Origin of the sequence: Streptomyces albicerus (assembly GCF_008905045.1) — a bacterium.
GTDB classification, from domain to species: domain Bacteria; phylum Actinomycetota; class Actinomycetes; order Streptomycetales; family Streptomycetaceae; genus Streptomyces; species Streptomyces albicerus.
On sequence record NZ_VWMY01000067.1, the window covers coordinates 26,010 to 49,800 of the forward strand.

Below are 23,791 nucleotides of genomic sequence, written 5' to 3' on the forward strand. Positions count from 1 at the left end.
GGGGTAGCAGGAGCGCCCGTGCACCTTGAGCCTGCCGGGTGTGAATCAGCGGGGGATCAGCAGGCGGGCCGTACGGGGGTGGCGCATGTGTGGCGCAGTACCGTGCCTGGGGATATGCGGAGAGGTCGGTCGGCATGGAGCGGGTTGCGTTCGGGGTGCTCGGGCCGACGGTGGCCGTCGGCGGGGACGGGCGTGGGCTCGCGTTGAAGGGGCCGCGGCATCGGGCCGTGCTGGCCCGGCTGATCGTGGCGCGCCGCCGGGTCGTGCCCGTCGCCCGGCTGGTCGAGGACCTGTGGGTGGATCCGCCGCCCGGTGCGGTGGGGGCCGTCCAGACGTTCGTGGCCGCGCTGCGCCGCGTACTGGAACCGGAGCGGCCGCCGCGGGCGCCGGCCCGGCTGCTGGTCACCGACGGGCCGGGGTACGCGCTGCGCGCCGAGCCGGACGCGGTCGACGCGTGGCGCTTCGAGAAGGCGCTCGGAACGGCGGCGAAGCTACCGGCCCCGGAGGCCCTGTCGGCGCTGGAGGAGGCCCTGGGCTGGTGGCGGGGCCCGGCCTACGCCGAGTTCGCGCAGGAGGACTGGTCCCGGGCCGAGCGAGCCCGCCTCGCCGAACTCCGCCTCCAGGCCGTCGAGCGGCGCGCCGAGGCCCAACTCGCCCTGGGCCGTCCCGCCGACGCGGTCCCCGACCTCGACGCCCACCTCACCGACCACCCCTGGCGCGAGGACGCCTGGCGCCTGCTCGCCCTGGCCCTCTACCGCCAGCACCGCCAGGGCGACGCCCTCGCCGTCCTACGCCGAGCCCGCACGGTCCTGGTGGACCAACTGGGAGTGGACCCCGGCCCACCCCTGCGCCACCTGGAAACATCCATCCTCACGCAGGACCCGACCCTGGATTTCGACCGGCCCGAGCCCCCACCTACCCAGGGGCGCGGGGCTGTGACATTTGCGGCTCCGCCGCGTGGGCGCGCTCAGCCCCCACAACCCGCAGCCAACGACCAAGCCGAGCCCCCACAACCCGCACCCGACACGCCACCGCCCCCCACCCCGGCCCAACTCTGGACCCAAGCCGCCGAAACCTACGACCGCACCGTCGCCGCAGGCGCCCGCGCCCGCCTGGAATCCACCGTCGGCCTGATCCGGAACCTCGCGGTCACCGGAGGCGGCGGCCTGACGGCGGCCCGGCAGCACCGCATGGCGGCGATCACGGCCGCGGAGGAGCACGGAGACCCGGAGCTGACCGCCCGGGTGATCGGCGCGTACGACGTCCCGGCGATCTGGACGCGCGCAGACGACCCGGCCCTCGCGGAGCACATCGTGGCCGCCGCCGAACGCACCCTCGCCGCGCTGCCGCCCGATACGCACGACGCGGCCCGCTGCCGCCTGCTGGCCACCGTCGCCCTGGAGACGCGCGGCGCCGACGGGCCGCGCGGGCCCGAGGCCGCCCGCGAGGCCGAGGAGATCGCCCGTCGCCTCGACGACCCCGCGCTGCTGGCCTTCGCCCTGAACGGCACGTTCATGCAGTCCTTCACCCGCGCCGGCCTCGCCCCGCAGCGGGACGCGATCGGCGCGGAACTCGTCGAACTGGCCGCGCGGCACGGCCTGGTGACGTACGAGGTCCTGGGCCACCTCATCCGCCTCCAGGCCCGCAGCGCACTCGCCGACTTCGAGGCGGCGGACACCCACGCGACCGCCGCGGACCGCCTCGCCGAACGCCACGAACTGCCGCTGGTGAGCGTCTTCACCGAGTGGTACGCGGCCCTCAGGCTCGCCGCGACCGGACACCCGGCCCAGGCCGAGACCGCCTACCGGACCGCCGCCACCCGCCTCGACGGCGCCGGCATGCCCGGCCTGGAACACGGGCTCCTCCCGCTCGCCCTGCTCTGTCTGCGCCTGACGTACGGACTGCCACCGGCCCCGGACCCACAGGCCGAGTGGGGTCCCTACCGCCCCTGGGCCGAGCCCTTCACGCTGATCGCCGCGGGCCGCCCCGCCGAGGCCCGTACGGCCCTCCGCACCCTCCCGGAACCCCCGCGCGACCTCCTCTACGAGGCCTGCTGCGCCCTGGAGGCCGAAGCCGCCCTCCGCCTCGACGACCGAACCGCACTGCAACGCGCCCGCACCCGCCTCCGCCCGGCCGCCGCCGAACTCGCGGGCGCGGGCAGCGGGTTGCTCACGCTGGGACCGGTCGAGCGGTACCTGGCCGAGCCCGGCGATGACGCCGACCCCGGGCGCCTCGCCGGCCCCCGGTGGTGACGAGCGTGGAGAACCGCCGAGCGTGAGCGGTCAGTCCTGTGCGTTCGTGGGCGGGTCAGTCCTGTTCGTTCGCGGGCTCCTGTTCGTCCGCGGGCTCCTGCTCGTTCGTGGGCGGGGCCGCCGGGGTCTTTCCGGTGAGGACGTCCTGGAGGCGTTGTGTGCCGAGTTGGGCGGCCTGCTGGGTCGAGTCGGAGTCCGCGCCGTCGATGCCGCCGTTGGTGAGGGAGAGCGCGCTGTCGCCGACCCGTACGGCGGCGAAGTCCAGGGAGAGGGCGACCGGCATGCCCTCGGTCTCACCGGTCACCGTCACGTGCAGGCCCTCGCGGGCCTCGCCCACGCCGGGCAACGGCGCCGCGACGACCTGGACCGTGTGCTGCCCGCCCCTGACATCCGTGGACGTGAACTCGGCACACGTCTCCGGCGCCGTCTTCAGCCAGGCCAGCGACGCGTCCAGCGCCGCCCGGTCGTACGCGGCGACCTGGTGGCGCAACTGCGCCCTGTTGTCCGCGTCGTCGAAGCCGGCGACCGCGCGGGCCCCGGCGGGCTCGCCCAGCAGGTCCTCCGCGTACAGGCCGTCCAGCAGTCGCTGGCAGTCGGCGACGTCCGTCTTCCCCTTGAGCAGGGCGTCCCGCCAGGTCGCCGCGCCCTGGGTCGGTGCCCACTGTTCGCCGAGGCCGGTGTTGTCGATCAACGCCGACTTCGCCTGCGCCTCGGTGAGCGTCGGGGCGACCGTGACCGAGGGGGAGGGCGACGGGGCCCGTCTGGCCACGGGCGACGCGGAGGCGGCCGGATCGTCCGCCGCCCGGCCGGCGCCGCCCGCGCCGTCCGAGCACCCGGCCGTCGTCGTCAGCAGCGCGGCCGCCGCCAGGGCCGGCGCGAGGGCACGGGCGCGGACGGCGCCGGCCGGGCGGCGGGGCGGGCGGGGCGGACGGTTCATCGCGGATGCCTCCTGAAGTGCCTGACGTTTCCCGACGACAAGTTCCTGACGTTTCCTGACGACAGGTTCCCGAGGTTCCTGACGTTTCCCCACGACAAGGTCCCGAGGTCCCTGACGAGGCGGGATCTCCTCCCCACCGCACCACCCGTCGGCACCTCCCACCAGCGCACCGGGCCGACCGGGTGAGCCCGAGATGCCCCCGCCCACCCCCGCGCCGACACTGGCCCCATGCCGGGAAGGATCGAGGACTACGCCCTCGTCGGAGACCTGCTGACCGCCGCCCTCGTCGGCCGCGACGGCAGCCTCGACTGGCTGTGCCTGCCGCGCTTCGACTCGCCCGCCTGCTTCGCCGCGCTGCTGGGCGACGAGAACAACGGCCGATGGCGGATCGCGCCGGCGGGAGCCGAGGACGGCTGCACCCGCCGTCGCTACCGCGGCGACTCCCTCGTCCTGGAGACCGAGTGGGAGACCGCCACCGGCCGGGCCACGGTCGTCGACTTCATGCCGCGCCGCGCCGGCGCCCCCTGCGTCGTACGCATCGTGGAGGGCCTGTCCGGCACGGTCGAGCTGCACATGGATCTGCGGCTGCGCTTCGAGTACGGGAGCGTGGTGCCCTGGATGCACCGCGTGCGCGGGCAGTTGACGGGCATCGCGGGACCGGAGTCGGTGTGGCTGTCCACCCCCGTCACGCCGACCGCGCACGGCGAGGCCCACACCGCCGACTTCACCGTCTCCGCGGGCGAACGGGTTCCCTTCGTCCTCACCTGGCAGCCCTCCCACCTGCCCGCCCCCGACCCGGTGGACCCCTTGGAGGCGCTGCACCGCACAGAGGAGTACTGGAAGAAGTGGCTGGGCCCCTGCTCGTACGAGGGCACCTACCGTGACGCGGTCGTACGGTCCCTCATCACGCTCAAGGCCCTCACGTACGAGCCGACCGGCGGCATCATCGCCGCTCCCACCACCTCCCTGCCCGAGCAGCCCGGCGGCGTACGCAACTGGGACTACCGCTACTGCTGGCTGCGCGACGCCGGAATGACCCTGGAGGCGCTGCTGCGCAGCGGGTTCACCGTCGAGGCGGACGCCTGGCGGGGCTGGCTGGAGCGGGCGGTGGCGGGACGGCCGCAGGACATCCAGATCATGTACGGCATCGGCGGCGAGCGCAGGCTCACCGAGTGGACGGCCGACTGGCTGGCCGGGTACGAGGAGTTCGCGCCCGGTACGGATCGGGAACGGCGCCGCCGCGCAGCAACAGCTCGACGTACCGGGCGAGTTGATGGACACACTCGCCCTGACACTGCGTTCCGGACTACGGCCCGAGCGGCATCTCGTCGCGCTCCAGCGGGCCGTGCTCGACCACCTGGAGAAGGTGTGGTCCCGCCCCGACCAGGGCCTGTGGGAGACGCGCGGCGCACCGCGCCACCACGTCCACTCCAAGGTCATGTGCTGGGTGGCCTTCGACCGGGCGGTCCGCATGGCCGAGGACCACGGACGCCCCGGGCCCGTCGCGCACTGGCGAGAGATCCGGGACCGTATCCACCGGGAGGTCTGCGAACGCGGCTTCGACCCGGCCCGCGCCACCTTCACCCAGTCCTACGGCTCCCGCGCGCTCGACGCCGCGCTGCTGCTCATCCCGCGGACCGGGTTCCTGCCGCCGGACGACCCGCGCGTCGTCGGCACGGTCGCCGCCGTCGAACGCGAGCTCGCGACCGACGACGGCCTGGTCCGCCGCTACTCGACGGGCGGCGGCCCCGAGAGCCCCGACGGCATCGGCGGCGACGGCCTCACCGGCGGCGAGGGAGCCTTCCTCGCCTGCTCCTTCTGGCTCGTGGACGCCCTGCGGCTGACCGGCCGCGAGAAGGACGCCCGGACACTCTTCGAGCGGCTGCTGCTCCTGCGCAACGACGTCGGGCTGCTGGCCGAGGAGTACGACCCACGGGCCCGCCGCCACCTCGGCAACTTCCCGCAGGCCTTCACCCACGTTCCACTCATCCGGGTGGCATACGAACTGGACCGCCACGCCACGCATCACACCCCACCCCAGGGGTAAGGGCGCCCTGGGCAGGCCACCGGCGAAAACTTGTCCAAAGGCTGGGTGAATCCCAGGTGTCTTCTGCGAGGCTGACCGAATGCAGACCCTTTACAGAAAACTGCTCAGGATCCTGCCCCGAATCGGGGTGAAGGTACTCGATCTTGGTCCGGGGGCCGCCGTGGTATTCCGGCGGGGCGATCGGACCAGCGTTCCCGTGGGGGCGGGAGCCGATCTGGTGACTCGCGGAAAGGGACGGTATGCGGTCACGGCCGCGGGCGCGGACGCGTGGCTGGTGGCGCGCGGGACCGCCGGGCGGAAGGTGAAGGCCGTTCCCTTCGGCGACACCGGTGCGCGGCTACTCCTTGAGAAGGCCGTGTCTGCGGAGTCGGAACGCGAGTTCCAGCTCGGAGCCGCCCACTATCTGTGCGCCCAGCATGTGGCCGCGGTGCTGGAGAAATACCGCGTGAACTGCGTGTTCGACGTGGGGGCCAATACCGGCCAGTACGGGAAGGGGCTGCGGCGGTTCGGATATACGGGGCGCATCGTTTCGTTCGAGCCCGTCTCCGACACCTTCGAGAGGCTGCAGCGGAGTGCTGAGAGCGACCCCGACTGGCAGGTGTACAACTTCGCGCTCGGACGCGAGGAAGCCGTTCAGTCCATCCACATCGACTGGAAGTCCATGAACTCCCTGCTGCCGCCGAGCGAGTACGGCAAGGAGCGGTACAAGCGGTTCGCCAAGGGGCGTACGGAGGAGATCGAGATCCGGCGGCTCGACGACGTGATGCAAAAGGCGCTGGAGGGGATCGATGATCCTCGGCCGTATCTGAAGATGGACACGCAGGGGTTCGACATGGAGGTGTTCGCCGGGGCGGGCGAGCGGATTTCCGAGTTCGTCGGGATGCAGTCCGAGGTGGCGGCGCTTCGGTTGTACGAGGGGAGTCCGGCGATGGGGGAGGCCATCGCCGCGTACGAGGAGGCGGGGTTCGGAGTGACCGGGATGTATCCGGTTACTCGGGAGCCGGCCACCGGGCGGGTTGTCGAGTTCGACTGTGTGATGGTCCGGCCCGAGGCTGTCCCTTTGGAGCAATGAAGAGGTACGCGGGGTTGTGGGTTGGCTGCGGGTTGTTCCGGGCTGAGCGCGCCCACGCGGCGGAGCCGCATATCGACACAGCCCCGCGCTCCTTGGGGGCCCGGAGTCGGTAGGGTGGGTCCGCTGCGGATCCCCCCACTTGCTCTTCTGCATCGCATGAAGTGCCGTTCGCGGTCATCGTGTTGGCCTTCTGCTGTGTTGAGGATGATTCGCTGGTGCTCGTCGCGGAGCGGTATCGGTTGCAGGTGTCCATTGGCCGCGGCGGTATGGGTGAGGTGTGGCAGGCCACCGACGAGGTGCTGGGCCGGGCCGTGGCCGTCAAGTTGCTGCTCGGGGACGAGGCCGACAGCGCGGCGGCCGCGCGGTTCCGGCTGGAGGCGCAGACGGCGGCCAGGCTGAGCCATCCGTACGTCGTCGCCGTGTTCGACTTCGGCGCCTGGGACAACCGCTTCTATCTCGTCATGGAGCTCGTCGAAGGCCGCAGCCTCGCCCAGGAGTTGACCGCGGCGGGCACCCTCGGGCCGGAGCGGGTCGCCGCCGTCGCCGCCCAAGCGGCCGCCGGGCTCGCCGCCGCGCACCGGGAAGGCATCGTGCACCGGGACATAAAGCCCGGCAACCTCCTCTCGGACGCCCAAGGCACCGTGAAAATCGGCGACTTCGGCATCGCTCGCTTCGTCGACGACCCCGCCTCCGCGCTCACCACGGCCGGCCAGATCGTCGGCACCAGCCTCTACCTCGCGCCCGAACGCGCCCTCGGCCGCCCCGCGTCGGCCGCCTCCGACGTGTACTCGCTGGGCTGCGTGCTGTACCAACTCCTCACCGGGCGCCCGCCGTTCCAGGGGGAGAGCGCCACGGTCACCCTGCACCAGCACATCGACATGGCGCCCGTGCCGCCCCGCGAGCGCGGCGCCCAACTGCCGCCCGCCTTCGAGAACTACCTCCTCGGCCTCCTCGCCAAGCAGCCCGCGGACCGCCCCACGGCCCAGGAGGTCGCGGACTGGTTCGGAACGGGGGCCTGGCAGGGGCGGGCGGAGCCGCTGCCCATGGCGTCGGCGCAGACACCGACGTCACCTGCGACTTCCGGACCGGCGTCGGCGTACGCGGCGAGCCCGCCGCACATCGGTTCCGCCGAGACCGGGCCGCCGACGATGTACCGGCTGCCGCCGACCGCCGCCCACGCCGCACACTCCGCCCCGTCCGCACCCTCGCGACGCGCACGGTCCGGTGGCGGCGTCGGGGGCGGTGTCGGTGGCGGTGTCGGGGCGATGGTCCGCCGTCGGCCCCGGGTCCTCGGCATCCTCGCCGGTGCGGTGCTCTTCGTGCTGGCCGTGCTCGCCGGCATGTCGATGTTCTCGCCGGACAACACCGCGGCGGAGCCCGGAGGGCAGGACACGCCGTCCGCGACCGACCCGACCAACGAGGCGCCCGCCGCCGGGACAGTGGCCCGGACACAGACGCCCACACCCACACCCGACGTCGGTACGGCGCCGCCCGCGTCCCCCTCCTTCACGGAAACCCCGGCCGTCACACCGAGCCCGGCCGAGGACAAGGAGAAAACGCAGGAGAAGCCGCCCAAGGAAGACGGCGGCGGCGAGGAGTACGAGGACGAAGGGGACGGGGAGGACTAAGGGAGTCGAGTGAGGGAGTCCCTCAGGACACCTCGGAGCATCCTCGGAAATCCTTAGAGATCGTTCTCCGGCCAGTCCAGCAACCGCGCCCCGATCACCGCGGTCTGCAGCGTGTACCGGTGCACCGGATCCGCTGGATTCGCGCCCGTGAGCTTGTGGATGCGGTCCAGCCGGTAGGTGAGCGCGCGGACGCTGAGCGACAGCCGCCGCGCGGCCTCCGCGGCGACGCAGCCGGAGTCGAAGTACGCGGTGAGGGTGTCGAGGAGCGGCTCGGCGCCGCCGCGGGCCATCCGCAGGGGGCCCAGCGCGCTGACGACCAGGTCGGCCATGGCCTGCCGGTCCCGGGTGAGGACGGGGTAGACGAGGAGGTCGGCGGCGCGCAGCACGGGTGTGTCGAACCCCAGGCGGTCGGCCAGGTCGCGGGCGTTCAGGGCCTCCTCGTACGACTGGACGACACCACCGGGCCCGGGCTGGGACCGGCCGAGGGCCACCCGTCCGCCGTCGGTGGCGGCGTACGCCTGCTTGGCGAAGAAGGTGAGTACGTCCTCCTGGTCGCCGGGCGCGATGCACACCAGGCGCCCGTCCTTGGTGGTGACGAGGATGCTGCGGTCGCCGAACCGGCCGATCAGGGCGCGCTCGACCTCGCGGGACACGGCGTCCCCCTCGTCGTACGCGGCTTGGCCCTGCGCCACGGCGACGGCGTGCGCGTGCGACAGGCGCAGCCCGAAGCGTTCGGCACGCTCGGCGAGCAGGCCGAGGTCGCTGCGGCCGTGCAGGAGGTCGTCGATGAACTCCCGCCGTGCGGCCTCCTCCTGGCGTACGGCGAGGAGTTGCGCGCGCTCATATCCCTCGGCGAAGGCGTCGACGGCCTGTTCGACGGCGGCGAGGGTGCTCTCGGAGGCAGTGGCCGGCCAGTGCGCGCGGGCGGTGGCCAGGTGCGCGCCGACGAGGGCGCGCAGTCCGTACCCCGCCTCGGCGGCCCGTTCGCCCAGCGTCCGGCGGGAGTCGAGCTCGTCGCGGGTCAGCCGGCGGCCGGTCGCGGAGGCTTCCGCGAGAATGCGCGCATACCCGTCCAGGTACTCCTCGGGTATGTCCCGCCCCGCCATCCGCGCCCTCGGTGCCTTGATGAGCCGTTGACGCCTTTTTAGCGCATGCGGGGCGAGTGCGGTCCGGCGAGGGAGGGTCTCGCTGCCGGGATACGGCAGGTCCATGGGTGACCTCGGCTCCCCTCACCGCGGAGGAAGTTCCAGGGGGGTTCGGGCGGAAAGCCCAAGGGGGCAAGGGAGGTAAAGGGATCGGGCCCCGGTGCCGGTCGTCCCCCGACGATGTTCCGGCACCGGGTCCCTATCCGTCCCCCGTGCTTCCCCCCGTTTCTGCCCGACCATCGTGACCCGGGGCGGGAGCCCGGCGCATTGCCGGATTCCGGCAGTCTTTACGCGCTCTTGATGCCGGACGGCGGTTACGGGCTCGGTGCCGGACGCCGACCGGATGACGCTTCAGGTGTCAGCGCGGCATCAAGAACGCATAAAGACTGCCGGGTCACGGCAATGTGCGCACGCGCACGAACCTGGCATGATTCGCGTCGATCGAGGTGACCGGCGCAGGTGGGGGAGGTGGACCGGATGACTCTGTTTCTCGGTCTCGGCATCGCGGGAATCGTTCTGCTGGTCCTGACTCTGGTCTTCGACGGCGTCCTCGAAGGGCTCTTCGGCGGGGCGAGTTTCCTGGACGGGCTCTTCGACGGGCTGCTCTCGCTGCCGGTCATCGCCGGGTTCGTGTCGATGCTCGGCTTCGGCGGGGCGCTCGTGCTCGGGACGACCGGGCTCGGGGCCGGACCCGCCACCGCGGTGGGCATCGGTGCCGGGGCCGGAGCGGGCTGGCTCACCTGGAGGTTCAGCCGGGCCCTGATGCGGGACGAGCCCTCCGCGACTCCGCGCGGCACCGACCTCGTGGGCAGTTCGGGCTCCGTGGTCACACCGATCCCGGCCGACGGCTACGGCGAGGTGCTCGTGTACCTCGCGGGCCAGCCGGTGAAGCTGGCGGCGAAGAGCCCCGCCCCGGTGGCCCGGGGCGCCGAGATCTGGGTCGAGGAGTCCCTGTCACCCACGTCGGTGGCGGTCCGCCCGGTCCAGCGCTGAACGGCCGGGGCGCCACGGGTCGTTCGTGCCGATCCCGGTCTGTTCCGTAAGCCGTCACTCGTCAGTCGTCACTCTTCACTCGTCATTTGTCATTCGTAAGTCGTCATTCGTACTGATCTGCCGCCTGGGCGGTGGAAGGGGGAATTCACCATGAGTCCAGTTCTCATCGCGGTCGTGGGAGTCGTCGTACTCGTCGTGCTGCTCGCGCTCGTCGTCGTCACCCGCTACAAGGTGGCCGGGCCCAGCGAGGCGTTCATCGTCACCGGGCGGCGCGGCAAGAAGTCCACCGACCCGGACACCGGCCGGGTGTTCACCGACAACAGCGGCCAGAAGGTCGTGGTCGGCGGCGGTGTCTTCGTCGTGCCGTTCGTGCAGCAGAAGTTCACGCTCGACCTGTCCAGCCGGCACATCCCCATCTCGGTGCGCGGCGCGGTCACGCTGCGCGGCGTCAAGGCGAACCTCGAAGGCGTCGCCATCGTCAAGGTCGGCGGCACCGAGGACTCCATCCGCGCCGCCGCCCAGCGGTTCCTGATGCAGCAGAACGGCATCGTCGGCTTCACCCAGGAGGTCCTCTCCGGCGCGCTGCGTTCCATCGTGGGCCGGATGTCGGTGGAGGACATCATCCGGGACCGTGCCGCGTTCGCCGGGCAGGTCGCGGAGGAGGCCGAGGCGAGCCTGTCCGGGCAGGGCCTGGTGCTCGACGCCTTCCAGATCCAGGACATCACCACCGAGGGCTCCTACCTGGAGGACCTGGGCCGCCCCGAGGCCGCGCGCGCCAAGCAGGAGGCCGACATCGCGGAGGCGGTGGCCCGGCGCGCCGCCGAGCAGGCGCGGCTGAAGGCCGAGGAGGAGATCGCGATCGCCCAGCGGACGTTCGCGCTCAAGACCGCCGAGATCAAGGCCGAGACCGACGAGGCGGCGGCCCGTGCCGCGGCCGCCGGCCCGCTGGCCGAGGCCGCCCGCCAGCAGGATGTGTTGAGCGAGCAGGAGAAGGTGGCCCAGCGGCAGGCCGCACTGACCGACCGCGAGCTGGACACCAAGGTCCGTAAGCCCGCCGACGCCGCCCGTTACCAGGCCGAGCAGGAGGCGGAGGCCCGCCGTATCGCCCTGGTCAAGCAGGCCGAGGCGGACGCCCAGCGGTCCCGGCTGACGGGTGAGGGCGAGAAGGCGCACCGCGCCGCGCTCGCCGACGCCGTACGCATCGAGGGCGAGGCGGAGGCCGCCGCGATCGGTGCGAAGGGCTCCGCCGAGGCCGAGGCGATGCGCAAGAAGGCCGACGCGTTCGCCCAGTACGGCGACGCGGCCGTGCTGCAGATGCTCGTCGAGGTGCTGCCGCAGGTCGTCGCCAAGGCGTCCGAGCCGCTCAGCGCGATCGACAAGATGACGGTGATCTCCACGGACGGGGCGAGCCAGCTGTCCCGTACGGTCGCCGACAACGTCGCCCAGGGGGTCGAGCTGCTGAGCTCGACCACGGGGGTCGACCTCGCCGAGCTGCTGAAGAACATCACGGCGCCCAAGCAGGCCGCTGTCGCGGTCGAGACCAACGGGAAGGGCGAGGGCAAGATCGAAGTGACCGGCTGACTGACGGTACGGCCTCATTCTGTCTGCGGGTGCGTGGGGGCTGGTCGCGCAGTTCCCCGCGCCCCTACAGGCATGCCTGCGGCCCAGCCCCGCCCAAGGGGCGCGGGGAACTGCGCGATCAACCCCCACCGGGCCGCGGACGAATCCGTTCCAACCACCCCCCGTAGGGTGAACGCACACCTAGATCGACACGGACAGGGGACCAGCCATGGGCACACCACGCCTCAGCAGTACGCCGTTGCCGGGGATCGGTGTGCGCTACGACCTGACGACGCGCGAGCAGCGCCGCCTCTCCGTGGTGGCCCACCGGGACGGCGCCCGGACCCTCAGCGCGTACCGAAAGGACGACCCGGACGCCTGCGCCCTCTCCGTACGGCTCACCGCAGGTGAATCCGCGGCGCTCATCGACGCGCTGATGCCCGCGCACCACAGCCCGAACCTGCTGTCCACCACCGAACTGGGCCTGGTCGCCGAGCGGATCGAGCTGTCGTCGGTCTCGTACTGGAACGGGCGGCTGCTGGGCGAGACCCGGATGCGCACCGAGACCGGCGCCTCGATCGTCGCGGTACTGCGCCGGGCGGAGGCCATCCCGTCCCCCACGCCGGACTTCCGGCTGGCCGGCGGCGACATCCTCATCGTCATCGGCACCCGCGAGGGCGTCGAAACGGCGGCGACGATACTCGGACGGGAGTGAGCCCGGTGCACAACTCGGCGATGTTCCTGATCGAGTTCGGCGCGATCATCCTGGGTCTGGGGCTGCTCGGCCGGTTCGCCGGGCGTTTCCAGTTCTCGCCCATCCCGCTGTATCTGCTGGCCGGGCTCGCCTTCGGCGAGGGCGGGCTGCTGCCGCTGGGCACCAGTGAGGAGTTCGTCGCGATCGGCGCCGAGATCGGCGTCATCCTGCTGCTGCTCATGCTCGGCCTGGAGTACACCGCCAGCGACCTGGTCTCCAACCTCAAGACCCAGTACCACGCAGGCCTCGTCGACGCCGCCCTGAACGCCCTGCCCGGCGCGGCGATGGCCCTGCTGCTCGGCTGGGGCCCGGTGGCCGCCGTGGTCCTGGCGGGCGTCACCTGGATCTCCTCCTCCGGCGTGATCGCCAAGGTCCTCGGCGACCTGGGCCGGCTCGGAAACCGGGAGACCCCAGTGATCCTGAGCATCCTGGTCCTCGAAGACCTCTCCATGGCCGTCTACCTGCCGATCCTCACCGCCCTGCTGGCCGGCGCGGGCCTGGCGGCGGGCAGCATCACCCTGGCCGTCGCCCTCGGCGCCGCCGGGCTGGTACTGGTGATAGCGGTGCGCTACGGGCGGCACATCTCCCGCTTCGTCTCCAGCGACGACCCGGAGAAGCTGCTGCTGGTCGTACTGGGCCTGACGCTGCTGGTGGCCGGGCTGGCCCAGCAGCTCCAGGTGTCCGCGGCCGTGGGCGCGTTCCTGGTAGGCATCGCCCTGTCCGGCGAGGTCGCCGAGGGCGCGTACAACCTGCTCTCCCCGCTCCGCGACCTGTTCGCCGCGGTGTTCTTCGTCTTCTTCGGGCTGCACACCGACCCCGCCAGCATCCCGCCCGTCCTGCTGCCCGCGCTCGCCCTGGCCGCCGTCACCGCCTGCACGAAGATCGCCACCGGCTACTGGGCCGCCAAGCGCGCCGGGATCTCCGCCAAGGGCCGCTGGCGCGCGGGCGGCACGCTGGTGGCCCGCGGCGAGTTCTCCATCGTCATCGCCGGGCTCGCCGTCACCTCCGGCATCGAACCCTCACTCGGCCCGCTGGCCACCGCGTACGTCCTGATCCTGGTGATGCTGGGCCCGCTCACCGCCCGCTGGACCGAGCCCCTGGCCACCCGCCTGACCGGCAGGCGCCGCCACGAGCCCGCTCCGGAGACGACCGGAACCACACCGGAGCCCGTGTCCGAGGCACCGCACGAGGTGTCCTAGCACGAGGCGTCCTAGGAGGCGCGGGGAGCGAATCCCGTCGTCGTGAAGGACGCTTCGTCACGGGATGTCGTGCCGTCGGTGATCCACCAATGCGTGGGGTCCTGGCCGTACAGGCCGAACAGGGTGCCGGCCGCCCAGTGGAGGATCAGCTCGTCCTTGCCGTCACGGTCGAAGTCGGCGGCACCCGCGGGCCGCGCGTGCCGCCATTTCGCAGGCCCCTTCGGCGCGCTGCGCCGGACCGGGGTGCGCTTGTCGCCGTCGATGAGGGTGGCACCTTCGTACGTGGCGACCAGGATGCCGTCGCGGCCGTCGCCGTCCGGATCGGCGGCCACGAAACCGCCGGGTCCGTAGTCGGTGCCCGCACCCTCGGGCACCTCGGGCAGCCGGTGGGTGACCGGTGCGCCACCGCTGCCGGGATACACGGCGAGCGATCCGTCGACGTCGGGTGCCTCCGTCTCGTAGCCGGGCTCGTCGTTGCGGCCGCGGTCGTCCCCGACGGCCACGTCGCGCTGTCCGTCCCCGTCGAAGTCGCCGAACGCGTGGGCGTTTCCGAGACGCAGCCGCCTGCCGTCCGCGGACGGGCCGCTGCCGCGGCGGGCCGGGTAGAGGATGTTGCCGGACTGCTCACCGTCGCTGGTCTCGTGGAGCAGCAGGGAGGTCGCGCGCGGCTTGCCCGACGGGTCGATGTCGTCCACCACGAGCGAGCCGTCCGACCAGGGCAGGCCCGTATCGGTGCGCGCCGGCGCCCCGGCCCGGGTGAACGGGCCGTAGAGCACCACCATGGACGACTGGTTGTACGCGAGCCCCGCGAGGTCGTGATGCCCGTCCCCGTCGAAGTCGCCGCGCACCACGGACTCCAGGCCCAGCTTCGACGCGCTCTGCGGCAGCCGCACCGGGGTCGCCCCGGCACCCGCCGCGGGCCCGCCGGGCCCGCCCCAGGTCACGTACGGGACGGTGCGTGCGGCGGAGACCTGCCCGTCCTCCACGGTCTCGCCCGCGACGGTCGTGACGAAGTCCGGGAAGCCGTCGCCGTCCAGATCGGCGCTGACCACCGTCTCCGCGGCGACGCCGTCACCGGCGCCCGAACCCTCCGGCGGATCGGGCAGGCCCAGGTCGCGGCGCCCGTGGACCGTACGCGTCGAGGGGTCGAGCCCCTTCGCCGAGCCGTAGACCACACCGACCCGCTCGTCGTCGCGGGCCTCGTTCGCCCCGCCGCCGACGGGGACGCGCACCACGAGGTCGCGATACCCGTCGCCGTTGATGTCGTCGGGGTCCTTCGACCCCTTCCCGGGAGCCGGCGCCCGGCTCTCGGCGGGCGCGCTGGGCGCCCCGGCAGAGGGAGACGAGGGCGACGGCTTGCGGCCCGTTCCGTCACCGCCACCGCCGCAGCCCGTGAGCGGTGCGAGCACGACGCAGACGCCGCAGACAGCGAAAGCCGACAAGGCGGTACGAGACTTCATACGCCTCACCCTCACATCCCGCGCCACGCCGACTCCAGCGGGGCGGCACGACTGTTGCCCAGCTGTCGATCAGCGGCAGCAACAGATCGAGGCGGCGTGGAGCGCGATCCGCCGGGCCCGTCAGGGTCTGTGCGGCATGATCCGCCGGACGGGCCCTCAGCGGGTTCGCCGAAGTCCGGTGCGGTTCGGCAGCGCCCCGAAGGGGCGCGGGGCTGTGACATTTGCGGCTCCGCCGCGTGGGCGCGACCAGCCACGACGAACCCGCAGACGAAGCACCGCACTTCCAGCGGAGCGCATCGCGGAGCGCCTAGTTGAGGGGCGCCACCTGCCGCGGCGCGGGAGCCGTGCGCAGGCGGCGCGGGAGCGTGCCGTCGTCCGGCATGCCGGACCGGAGCCAGGCGCCGATCGCCTCGGCGTCGGCCTCGCCGGTGATCGGGCCGAGGCGTACGACGTCGCCGTTGGGCCTGCGGTCCTCGGCGCAGGGCTGCACCGCGGCGTGCAGACCGGCCGTGCGACGGCAGTGCAGCAGGCCGCCCAGGCAGCCGGTGGAGACCATGACGCCGTGCGGGCACGCGCGGACCGCGCGGCGCAGCGGGTCGAGGCGCTCGTCGGCCTTGGAGCCGGCCCTGGAGCCGGCCTTGGAGTCGCCCGTGGAGCCGTGGCAGTTGCCGCAGACGACCAGAGTGAAGGGTCGACTCGATCGATCCGGTGATCCTCGGGTCATGGTTCCTCCGCCGTCCTTCCCCGCCCTCCCCCGTCAACTCGGGCTCCGCGCAGGTCAATTGGGTGAGCGGCGATTTGACAGGGATACGGCCGCCGCACTAACTCTAACCACATGACATTCATTTTCAACAGGGGAGGCTAGTCGTGCGCGTCGCATTCGTCGGCAAGGGCGGCAGCGGAAAGACCACCCTCTCCGCCCTCTTCTCCCGTCACCTGGCGCGCTCGGGCGCCCCGGTCGTCGCCATCGACGGCGACATCAACCAGCACCTGGCGTACGCCCTCGGGCTCGACGAGGACGAGACCTTCGGCGCGCCACCGCTGAGCGCGCGCACGGGCGAGATCAAGGACTACCTCCGCGGCACCAACCCGCGCATCGCCTCCCGCGACGCCATGATCAAGACCACCCCGCCCGGCCGCGGCTCCCGGCTGCTGCGCCCGCTCGGCGACGACGAGATCCACGGCCACCACGTCCAGCTCGTGGACGGCGTACCCGTGATGGTGACCGGCGCCTTCGACGAGAGCGACCTCGGCGTGGCCTGCTACCACTCCAAGCTCGGCGCGGTCGAGCTGTACCTCAACCACCTCGTGGACGGCCCCGGCGAGTATGTCGTCGTCGACATGACGGCCGGCGCCGACGCCTTCGCCTCCGGCCTGTTCACCCGCTTCGACCTGACCTTCCTGGTCGCCGAACCGACCCGCAAGGGCGTCTCGGTCTACCGCCAGTACCGCGACCACGCCGCCGAGTTCGGCGTCCCGCTCGCCGTCGTCGGCAACAAGGTCTCCGGCGAGGACGACCTGCTCTTCCTCAAGGAACACGTCGGCGACGACCTCCTCGCGTACTGCGAACACTCCTCCTGGGTCCGCGCCCGCGAACAGGGCCGGGGCGAAGGCGAGTTGGAGCCCCACAACACCCACACCCTGCATCTGCTGAAGGACGCCCTCGACTCGCGTACGAAGGACTGGGCCGCTTTCCAGCGGCACGCGGTCGAGTTCCACCTGCGCAACGCCACCGCGTGGGCCGACCGGGCGACGGGCCAGGACCTCGCGGCCCAGGTGGACCCGGACTTCCGCCACGGCCCCGAGGCCTTGACCGCCTCAGCCTGAGCCGCATTCACACCGCTGCCCGCCGACCCCATATCCCGCGTTCTATAGCCCGCATCCCGCATCCCGTATCCCGGGTGCCACATCCCACATCCCACAGACAGGACACCTCATGTCGCTCGACGTCTCCCCGCAGCTGCTCGCCGAAGCCGAGAACGGCCAGGTGCGGGAGGAGGACTTCGTGGAAACCGTCCGTACGTCCCTGCCGTACGCCTACGATCTCGTCGCCCGCCTCGCCGGTGAACTGGGCGCGGGCACCGCCGAGTTCGCCGACAACCAGACCCCGCCGCCCTCCGAGAAGGAGCGCGGCCAGCTGCTGCGCGCGCTGTCCAGCGACGCGATCCGGGGCAGCCTGGAGCGTCACTTCGGCATCGCCCTGGCCTTCCAGAACTGCCACCGTGTCGCCGCCTTCCGCCCCGAGGCCCGCGGCGGTGAGATCCACACCCGTTTCACGTCCCTGCGCTCGCAGATCCTCAACCAGTCGCCGGAGTTCCGCGACTGCTGACGTGGGTTGCCGGTGAGGGGCCTCCTGGGGCAAACCCCCGTGTGCATAGGCCCGTTGGCACGATGTGACAACCAGGGAAGATCCGCGAGGCTCTTCCCATGACGAAGATCAAGCGAAACGCCGCACTGCTCGCCGCCTCCGCCGCGGTCCTGAGCCTCACCGCACCCCTCACCGCGACCGCCGCCTCGACGCCCGCTCCCGCCGGGACCAAGCCCCTCGACTGGGCGAAGTGCGAAGGGAGCGGGCTCGACCCCCGGCAGGAGTGCGCGACCGTCGAGGTGCCGATGGACTACTCCGACCCCGGCGGGAAGAAGATCGGCATCGCCGTCTCCCGCATCCCGAGCGAGAAGCCGGACGTACGCCGTGGCGCCTTACTCCTGATACCGGGCGGGCCCGGCGGATCCAGCCTGAACAACCCTTCAGGGAAGGGGCAGAGGCTGCCGCAGGAGGTGCGGGACGCATACGACCTGATCGGGTTCGAGGCGCGCGGCCTCGGCCGGTCCGCTCCGGTCAGCTGCGGTCTCGAGACCGGTGACCTGGCCCTGACGAAGCTGCGCCCCTGGCCCGCCCCGGACGGCTCCGTCACCGAGAACATGGTCACCGCGAAGCGGCTGGCCGACGCCTGCGCACGCAACGGCGGTGAGCTGATGCGCCACATCAGCACCGCCAACAACGCCCGCGACCTCGACCGGATCCGGGCCGCGCTCGGCGAGCGGAAGGTCTCCGCGTGGGGCGTCTCGTACGGCACGTACGTCGGCGCCGTCTACAGCCAGCTGTTCCCGCACCGCACCGACCGCGTCGTGCTGGACAGCAACGACGACCCCGACCACACGCGGGTGGCCCGCGCCTGGCTCGCCGGGCACGAGCAGGGCGTCGAGGACGTCTTCCCGGAGTTCGCCAAGTGGGCTTCGGCGCCCGGGAATCCGGACCGGCTGGCCCGGACCGCTGCCGAGGTGCGGCCGCTGTTCCTGCGGCTCGCCGCCCGGCTCGACCGTGAGTCGATCCCCTGGCCCGGCGCCAACCCGGCCGAGCTGAACGGCAATGTCCTGCGCCAGACCATGCTGGACGCGCTCTACGACCCCGACGACTTCCCGGGGCTGGCCCAGCTGATGCTGGCCGCCAAGAAGGGCAAGGTCCCGCCCGCGCCCCCGTCGCCCCCGGAGTCCGTACTGCAGAACGTCGCCGCGGTCGGCGCCGGGACCCTCTGCAACGACGTCGCGTGGCCGAAGTCGACCGCCGTGTATCAGAGGGGAGTCGACGAGAGCCGGGTCGAGTACCCGCTGACCGCCGGGATGCCGAGGAACGCGATGGTCTGCGCCGCCTGGCCGTACGAGCCGAAGGAGGCCCCGGTACGGATCACCGACCGAGGCCCGTCCAACATCCTCCTCGTCCAGAACGAGCGGGACGTGGCGACCCCGCTGGCCGGCGCCCTGAAGCTCCGCGCCGCCCTCGGCAAGCGCGCCACGATGGTGACCGTGAACTCCACGGGCCACGACGCGTACCTCGCCAACGGGAACGCGTGCGGGGATGCGACGGTGTCGCGCTATCTGGCGACGGGAGAGCGGCCGGACGGGGACACCTACTGCGAGTAGGGAGACACGTGAATCTGCGAGTGGGGAGTCACGTAGTACTCCAGGCAGGGTGACACGTACCGCAAGTCGTGGGTGGCTGATGGGCGTCGGCCGGGAAAAGGCCGACGCCCCCGTGCAGCCCGCTCGGACTCAGACGCCGACGCCGAAGTCGGAGGCGATGCCGGCCAGGCCGGACGCGTAACCCTGGCCCACCGCGCGGAACTTCCACTCGGCGCCGTGGCGGTAGAGCTCGCCGAAGACCATCGCGGTCTCGGTGGCGGCGTCCTCGGACAGGTCGTAGCGGGCGATCTCGGCCCCGCCGGCCTGGTTCACGACCCGGATGAAGGCGCCCCGGACCTGGCCGAAGCTCTGGCCGCGGCTCTCGGCGTCGTGGATGGACACCGGGAAGACGATCTTCGCGACCTCGGCGGGCACGGCCGCCAGGTTCACCTTGACCGACTCGTCGTCGCCCTCGCCCTCACCGGTGAGGTTGTCGCCGGTGTGCTCGACCGAACCGTCCGGGCTCTTCAGGTTGTTGTAGAAGACGAAGTGCTGGTCGGAGAGGACCTTGCCCGACTCGTCGACGAGCAGCGCGGAGGCGTCGAGGTCGTAGTCGGTACCCGTCGTGGTCCGTACGTCCCAGCCGAGGCCGACCAGCACGGCGGTCAGGCCGGGCGCCTCCTTGCTGAGCGAGACATTGCCGCCTTTGGACAGGGAAACTCCCACGCTGATCTCCTTGTTGGGGTGCGGGTACGCAGTCGGTGTGCGGACGTCTTGGTGCGGTTGTCGTGTTCGGTGAAAAACTACAGCAATGCAGAAAATAGGGCTGGTGCTGTGCGGCATTTCCGAACTCCCGGACCCTGTACTCCCGTTGGCGCAGGTGGCTGTGCCTCCGTGAGACTCACCGTCGGGCAGCCGAAGATCTCCGTCAGGACCTGACGTTGATGTTCGGTGAGAGCGTTCAGGAAGACCACCGCGTCCGCTCCCGACCGCTCGCAGAGCGCCGCCACTTCGCGGACCTTTCCGGAACTCATCAGCGTCCGTGAGGAGTACGGCAGGGTCATCTTCCGCGCTCCGCCGTTCGAGACACCACGTCGCTGCACCACGCGTCCTACGACCCGTGCGCCGCGCGTCGTCAGCTCGACGGACGCCGCGTCCATGCGCACGGCGAAGTCCTTCTGCCTGGCGGAGAAGTAGCCCACGACCACGACATCGGCACCCGCGACCGTCAGGGCCGAGACGCCCTGCCGTGCGCCGGCCGGCCGCTTCCGGCGTGCGGGCCTGCGATCGCGTCTTCGGTCCTGGTGCACAGCGCCACCGTAGGGACCTGTCACCTGCCGCGACACCCATTTTCCGGGGAGCTCCTCGATGTCGGACCAGGGCGGCCCGTACTCCTCGACGGCTTACTTTGCGATTCCTTTACACTGGGTGCGACGTGTCCGTCAGGACGCGTCAGTCAGGACATGTCGGTACGACCGATGAAACCGTCGGTACGACGGATGAAACTGTCGGTACGACCGATGAAACCGATGAATACGAGTTCCGATGAATACGAGTGAGGAGCGACGGTTCCGCGATGGGTGAACCTCCCAGTACGAGCCGTGCCATTCCCGGCCCGAGACGCATGCGTGAGGGATCGGGGGTGGCACGGTGACCGAGATCCTGCTGCTCCTGCTCGCCCTGCTGCTCACGCTCGCCTGCGCGCTGTTCGTGGCGGCCGAGTTCTCCCTGACCACCGTCGAGCGCGGTGACCTGGAGCGGGCCGCCGAGGCGGGCGAGCGGGGCGCCGAGGGCGCGCTGAAGGCGGTGCGACGGCTGACGTTCCAGCTGTCCGGGGCCCAGCTGGGCATCACCGTCACCTCGCTGGTGATCGGCATGCTCGCCGAACCCTCGCTGGCCGTGCTCCTCCGAGGCCCCTTGGAGGCGGCAGGACTGGGCGGTGCGGCCTCGTCCGTGGCGACCGTGCTGGGCGTGGTCGTCTCCACCGTCGTCCTGATGGTGGTCGGCGAGCTGGTGCCGAAGAACTGGGCGATCTCCCGCCCGCTGGCCGTCGCCAAGGTGGTCGCGGGCCCGCAGCGCGGCTTCACGGCCGCGTTCGGCCCGTTCATCCACCATCTCAACAACACCGCGAACCGTTTCGTACGCCGTTTCGGCCTGGAGCCCGCCGAGGAGCTGGCCTCGGCCCGCAGCCCGGAGGAGCTCGTCGCGCTGGCCCAGCACTCGGCCGCCGAGGGCGCGCTGGAGGCGGACTCCGCCGAGCTGTTCGTCCGTACGCTGCACCTGGGCGAGCTGACCGCTCAGAACGTGATGACCCCGCGCGTGGACGTACGGGCCCTGGAGTCGCGGGCCACGGCCGCCGACGCCGCCGATCTCACCCATGCGACGGGCCTGTCCCGCTTCCCGGTCTACCGCGACAGCTTGGACGAGGTGGTCGGCACGGTCCACATCCGTGACGTACTCGCCCTGGAGCCCGGCAAGCGGGCCGTCACCCCCATCACCGAGCTGGCCACGCCCCCGCTGCTGGTGCCGGACAGCCTGCCCGCCGACCGGCTCCTCGAGCGGATGCGGACGGCCCGCACGATGGCCGTCGTCATCGACGAGTACGGCGGCACGGCGGGTGTGGCGACGGTGGAGGACATCGTCGAGGAGGTCGTCGGCGAGGTGCGCGACGAGCACGATCCCGTCGAGGTCCCGGACCTGCATCCCGCGCCCGCCACCCACGACGGCCGCGCGGCCTGGGAGGCGGACGGCGGCGTACGGATCGACGAGCTGGCCGGGATAGGACTGCGGGCGCCGGAGGGACCGTACGAGACCGTGGCCGGCCTGGTCGCCACGCGGCTCGCCCGGATTCCGGCCGAGGGCGACGTGCTCGACCTGGACGGCTGGCGGCTGGACGTCCTCGAGGTCGAGCACCACCGTGCCGATCGCGTCCGCATCACCGAACCGGCCCGGAGCACCGAACCGGCCGGCGTCACCGATCCGGGGCACGAGCCCGCCCGCCGGACCGTGGAGGAGACCCGATGAGCACGATGACGACCGTTCAGCTCGCCATCGGCGCTCTGACCCTGCTGACCAACGCGTTCTTCGTCGGCGCGGAGTTCGCCCTGATCTCCGTGCGCCGGAGCCAGATCGAACCGCTGTCCCAGGAGGGCAACAAGCGGGCCCGGATGACCCTGTGGGGTCTGCGGCACATCTCCGCGATGATGGCGACCGCCCAACTCGGCATCACGGTCTCGTCGTTGGTGCTCGGCGCGGTCGCGGAACCGGCCATCGCGCATCTGCTGGAGCCGGCCTTCGAGGCGGCCCACATCCCGCACGCCCTCGTCCACCCGATCGCCTTCGTGATCGCGCTCACCGTGGCGACGTATCTGCACATGCTGATCGGCGAGATGGTTCCGAAGAACCTCGCGCTCGCCGCGCCGGTGCCGACCGCGCTGCTGCTCGGCCCGCCCCTGGTGGCCCTCACCCGGGCGCTGAAGCCGGTCGTCTTCGGCATCAACGCCTTCGCCAACGCCCTGCTGAAGCTGCTGCGGGTCGAGGCCAGGGACGAGGTGGAGTCGGCCTTCACGGACGACCAGCTCGCCCGTATGGTCGTCGACTCCAGCCAGGCGGGGCTGCTGTCGGCCGCGGACGGCGAACGGCTGCGCGACGCCCTGGAGCTGGGCACCCGCCCGGTCGGCGAGATCCTCGTCCCGGCCCAGCGGATGCGCACGGTCCCCCACGCCGTCACCCCGGCGCAGCTGGAGCGGGCGGCCGCCGAGGCCGGCTACTCCCGTTTCCCGGTGACGGGCGAGGACGGCACGCTGCTCGGCTACCTCCACATCAAGGACACGCTCGGCGTCGCCGACCGCGACCGTCCCTTCCCCCGTACCGCCCTGCATCCCGTCACCCGCGTCCGCATCGACACCCCGCTCGACGACACCCTCACCGCTCTGCGCGCCACGGGCAGCCACCTGGCCGCGGTCACCGGCGAGTCGGGCAAGGTCCTCGGCTTCGTCACGATGGAGGACGTGCTGTCGGAGCTGGTGGGGCCGTCTCCGGCGGGGGTCTGACGGGCTCCGGCGACTGTGACGCTCCTGTTGCCGGAGATGTGGCTTCCGTCACAGGCGAAGTGATCGTCTCCTGCTGAACTCGGCGGATGAGAAGTCCGGCAGGTGCAGTACCAGGCGCTTTACGTGCCAGCCACCCCGAGCCGCTCCCCGCGCCCGGCCACTGGGGGCCGAGGTGGTGATGCTCTGGCTGCTGGTGCTCATGGCGGTCGCGTGCATCACCGCCGTCGTCCTCCTCGGCCGGGGGTTCGGAGCTCTCGGCCGGCGCGGCATACGGCGCTCGGGCCCCGGCGTACTGCTGCGCAGTCTCGCCTGCGTCGCGGGCGGGGCGGCGCTCGTCCTGTACGTCTGGGGCATGCTGCACGTCGCCCTGGTGATCCTGGACGCGGAGGACGGCGGCACCGACTCGGCGCCGATCCGGCCCTGCCGTACGGCGGGCTGGGTGGAGCGGGAGCGGAGTAACGGGGGCATCGTCGACTACACGGTGGACTACATCCCCCTCCGGTTCGTGTGCGAGACGCAGGGCGGTGGGAGCTACGCCCCCGACCGCGTGCCCGGCTATCTGAACCCCGCCGTCCTGGGCATCGGCCTGACCGCCGTCGGCCTCGCCGTCGCCGCGGCCCTGGAGTCGGAATACCGGGCCAGGGCCGAGCACAAAAAGGGCAGCGGCAGGTCCTAGGAGTCCCTGGCGGGGCCTACGGGTGCGACGGCGGGGGCGACGGCATGGCCTCCGCCACAGTGCCCGCAACCTGCTGCGACTATCGTGGCGACGCGAATCGAACATGGAGTAGATCG

The 23,791-nt window shown here is 71.9% G+C and carries 19 protein-coding genes and 1 pseudogene; 14 read left to right on the forward strand and 6 right to left on the reverse strand.

The genetic code is table 11. The features are described from left to right. Window positions 1–134 precede the first annotated feature (134 nt). Window positions 135–2,252, forward strand: a complete 2,118-nt coding sequence (locus GAS53_RS43105) for a BTAD domain-containing putative transcriptional regulator (RefSeq protein WP_151483264.1) — start codon at window positions 135–137, stop codon at window positions 2,250–2,252. A gap of 55 nt (window positions 2,253–2,307) precedes the next feature. Here GAS53_RS43105 and GAS53_RS43110 read toward each other — a convergent pair whose 3' ends face one another. Further along, window positions 2,308–3,189 carry a hypothetical protein gene (locus tag GAS53_RS43110; RefSeq protein ID WP_151483241.1) on the reverse strand — a complete coding sequence of 294 codons (882 nt, stop codon included), beginning with the start codon at window positions 3,187–3,189 and terminating at the stop codon, window positions 2,308–2,310. A 228-nt stretch (window positions 3,190–3,417) separates the two neighbouring features. Here GAS53_RS43110 and GAS53_RS43115 point away from each other — a divergent pair. The 3 genes and pseudogenes from GAS53_RS43115 to GAS53_RS43125 all read left to right on the forward strand — a co-directional run bounded on the left by GAS53_RS43115 (window position 3,418) and on the right by GAS53_RS43125 (window position 7,936). Beyond that, window positions 3,418–5,236 (forward strand): annotated as a pseudogene (locus GAS53_RS43115) (glycoside hydrolase family 15 protein). A 217-nt stretch (window positions 5,237–5,453) separates the two neighbouring features. Beyond that, a complete protein-coding gene (locus GAS53_RS43120; RefSeq protein WP_225859437.1) occupies window positions 5,454–6,308 on the forward strand; it encodes an FkbM family methyltransferase in 855 nt (284 codons plus the stop codon). Window positions 6,309–6,574: 266 nt separating this feature from the next. Continuing rightward, window positions 6,575–7,936 carry a serine/threonine-protein kinase gene (locus GAS53_RS43125; RefSeq protein WP_263974218.1) on the forward strand — a complete coding sequence of 454 codons (1,362 nt, stop codon included), beginning with the start codon at window positions 6,575–6,577 and terminating at the stop codon, window positions 7,934–7,936. Window positions 7,937–7,989: 53 nt separating this feature from the next. Here the strand turns inward: GAS53_RS43125 and GAS53_RS43130 are convergent, their stop codons facing one another. Continuing rightward, a complete protein-coding gene (locus tag GAS53_RS43130) occupies window positions 7,990–9,042 on the reverse strand; it encodes a PucR family transcriptional regulator (protein ID WP_151483265.1) in 1,053 nt (350 codons plus the stop codon). Between the two features lie 516 nt (window positions 9,043–9,558). Between GAS53_RS43130 and GAS53_RS43135 the strand changes: the two genes are divergently transcribed. The 4 genes from GAS53_RS43135 to GAS53_RS43150 all read left to right on the forward strand — a co-directional run bounded on the left by GAS53_RS43135 (window position 9,559) and on the right by GAS53_RS43150 (window position 13,587). Beyond that, window positions 9,559–10,074, forward strand: a complete 516-nt coding sequence (locus GAS53_RS43135; RefSeq protein ID WP_151483244.1) for a hypothetical protein — start codon at window positions 9,559–9,561, stop codon at window positions 10,072–10,074. Between the two features lie 150 nt (window positions 10,075–10,224). Further along, complete coding sequence (locus tag GAS53_RS43140; protein ID WP_151483245.1) at window positions 10,225–11,655, forward strand: flotillin family protein; 1,431 nt, start codon at window positions 10,225–10,227, stop codon at window positions 11,653–11,655. Window positions 11,656–11,863: 208 nt separating this feature from the next. Next, complete coding sequence (locus tag GAS53_RS43145) at window positions 11,864–12,349, forward strand: cation:proton antiporter regulatory subunit (protein ID WP_151483246.1); 486 nt, start codon at window positions 11,864–11,866, stop codon at window positions 12,347–12,349. Window positions 12,350–12,354: 5 nt separating this feature from the next. Continuing rightward, on the forward strand, window positions 12,355–13,587 hold the full coding sequence (locus GAS53_RS43150) for a cation:proton antiporter (RefSeq protein WP_225859438.1): 1,233 nt from the start codon (window positions 12,355–12,357) through the stop codon (window positions 13,585–13,587). An 11-nt stretch (window positions 13,588–13,598) separates the two neighbouring features. On the opposite strand, the gene GAS53_RS43155 is transcribed toward GAS53_RS43150, so the two are convergent. Then, window positions 13,599–15,047, reverse strand: a complete 1,449-nt coding sequence (locus tag GAS53_RS43155; protein ID WP_151483247.1) for an FG-GAP repeat domain-containing protein — start codon at window positions 15,045–15,047, stop codon at window positions 13,599–13,601. A gap of 307 nt (window positions 15,048–15,354) precedes the next feature. Further along, the gene (locus GAS53_RS43160) at window positions 15,355–15,771 is read right to left on the reverse strand and encodes a hypothetical protein (RefSeq protein WP_151483248.1); all 417 of its coding nucleotides are present in this window, start codon (window positions 15,769–15,771) and stop codon (window positions 15,355–15,357) included. A 143-nt stretch (window positions 15,772–15,914) separates the two neighbouring features. Between GAS53_RS43160 and GAS53_RS43165 the strand changes: the two genes are divergently transcribed. The 3 genes from GAS53_RS43165 (at window position 15,915) to GAS53_RS43175 (ending at window position 18,968) form a co-directional block, all read left to right on the forward strand. Continuing rightward, the gene (locus GAS53_RS43165) at window positions 15,915–16,874 is read left to right on the forward strand and encodes an ATP-binding protein (protein ID WP_151483249.1); all 960 of its coding nucleotides are present in this window, start codon (window positions 15,915–15,917) and stop codon (window positions 16,872–16,874) included. Window positions 16,875–16,983: 109 nt separating this feature from the next. Next, entirely contained in the window at window positions 16,984–17,376 is a 393-nt protein-coding gene (locus tag GAS53_RS43170) for an SCO5389 family protein (RefSeq protein ID WP_151483250.1), read from the forward strand. Window positions 17,377–17,474: 98 nt separating this feature from the next. Next, window positions 17,475–18,968, forward strand: coding sequence for an alpha/beta hydrolase (locus GAS53_RS43175; protein WP_151483251.1), 1,494 nt, complete (start codon window positions 17,475–17,477; stop codon window positions 18,966–18,968). Between the two features lie 129 nt (window positions 18,969–19,097). On the opposite strand, the gene GAS53_RS43180 is transcribed toward GAS53_RS43175, so the two are convergent. Together GAS53_RS43180 and GAS53_RS43185 are read right to left on the reverse strand one after the other, a co-directional pair. Further along, the gene (locus tag GAS53_RS43180; protein WP_151483252.1) at window positions 19,098–19,673 is read right to left on the reverse strand and encodes a TerD family protein; all 576 of its coding nucleotides are present in this window, start codon (window positions 19,671–19,673) and stop codon (window positions 19,098–19,100) included. Window positions 19,674–19,750: 77 nt separating this feature from the next. Beyond that, window positions 19,751–20,257, reverse strand: a complete 507-nt coding sequence (locus tag GAS53_RS43185; RefSeq protein ID WP_225859439.1) for an HflX-like GTP-binding protein — start codon at window positions 20,255–20,257, stop codon at window positions 19,751–19,753. A gap of 340 nt (window positions 20,258–20,597) precedes the next feature. Here GAS53_RS43185 and GAS53_RS43190 point away from each other — a divergent pair, with 340 nt between their 5' ends. From GAS53_RS43190 to GAS53_RS43200, 3 genes are all read left to right on the forward strand, one after another. After that, the gene (locus GAS53_RS43190) at window positions 20,598–21,971 is read left to right on the forward strand and encodes a hemolysin family protein (RefSeq protein WP_151483253.1); all 1,374 of its coding nucleotides are present in this window, start codon (window positions 20,598–20,600) and stop codon (window positions 21,969–21,971) included. A gap of 5 nt (window positions 21,972–21,976) precedes the next feature. Beyond that, window positions 21,977–22,999 (forward strand): hemolysin family protein, encoded by a 1,023-nt coding sequence (locus GAS53_RS43195; RefSeq protein WP_151483267.1) that lies wholly within the window; start codon window positions 21,977–21,979, stop codon window positions 22,997–22,999. A 178-nt stretch (window positions 23,000–23,177) separates the two neighbouring features. Further along, window positions 23,178–23,675, forward strand: a complete 498-nt coding sequence (locus tag GAS53_RS43200; RefSeq protein WP_151483254.1) for a hypothetical protein — start codon at window positions 23,178–23,180, stop codon at window positions 23,673–23,675. Window positions 23,676–23,791 lie beyond the last annotated feature (116 nt).

Excerpts from the sequence above, each read along its gene's own strand:
- GAS53_RS43200 (WP_151483254.1), top strand. The coding sequence starts at position 23,178 with ATGCTCTGGCTGCTGGTGCTCATGGCGGTCGCGTGCATCACCGCCGTC.
- GAS53_RS43135 (WP_151483244.1), top strand. The coding sequence starts at position 9,559 with ATGACTCTGTTTCTCGGTCTCGGCATCGCGGGAATCGTTCTGCTGGTC.
- GAS53_RS43160 (WP_151483248.1), bottom strand. The coding sequence starts at position 15,771 with ATGACCCGAGGATCACCGGATCGATCGAGTCGACCCTTCACTCTGGTC.
- GAS53_RS43175 (WP_151483251.1), top strand. The coding sequence starts at position 17,475 with ATGACGAAGATCAAGCGAAACGCCGCACTGCTCGCCGCCTCCGCCGCG.
- GAS53_RS43140 (WP_151483245.1), top strand. The coding sequence starts at position 10,225 with ATGAGTCCAGTTCTCATCGCGGTCGTGGGAGTCGTCGTACTCGTCGTG.
- GAS53_RS43105 (WP_151483264.1), top strand. The coding sequence starts at position 135 with ATGGAGCGGGTTGCGTTCGGGGTGCTCGGGCCGACGGTGGCCGTCGGC.
- GAS53_RS43155 (WP_151483247.1), bottom strand. The coding sequence starts at position 15,047 with ATGAAGTCTCGTACCGCCTTGTCGGCTTTCGCTGTCTGCGGCGTCTGC.
- GAS53_RS43195 (WP_151483267.1), top strand. The coding sequence starts at position 21,977 with ATGACGACCGTTCAGCTCGCCATCGGCGCTCTGACCCTGCTGACCAAC.
- GAS53_RS43110 (WP_151483241.1), bottom strand. The coding sequence starts at position 3,189 with ATGAACCGTCCGCCCCGCCCGCCCCGCCGCCCGGCCGGCGCCGTCCGC.
- GAS53_RS43170 (WP_151483250.1), top strand. The coding sequence starts at position 16,984 with ATGTCGCTCGACGTCTCCCCGCAGCTGCTCGCCGAAGCCGAGAACGGC.
- GAS53_RS43130 (WP_151483265.1), bottom strand. The coding sequence starts at position 9,042 with ATGGCGGGGCGGGACATACCCGAGGAGTACCTGGACGGGTATGCGCGC.
- GAS53_RS43125 (WP_263974218.1), top strand. The coding sequence starts at position 6,575 with ATGGGTGAGGTGTGGCAGGCCACCGACGAGGTGCTGGGCCGGGCCGTG.
- GAS53_RS43145 (WP_151483246.1), top strand. The coding sequence starts at position 11,864 with ATGGGCACACCACGCCTCAGCAGTACGCCGTTGCCGGGGATCGGTGTG.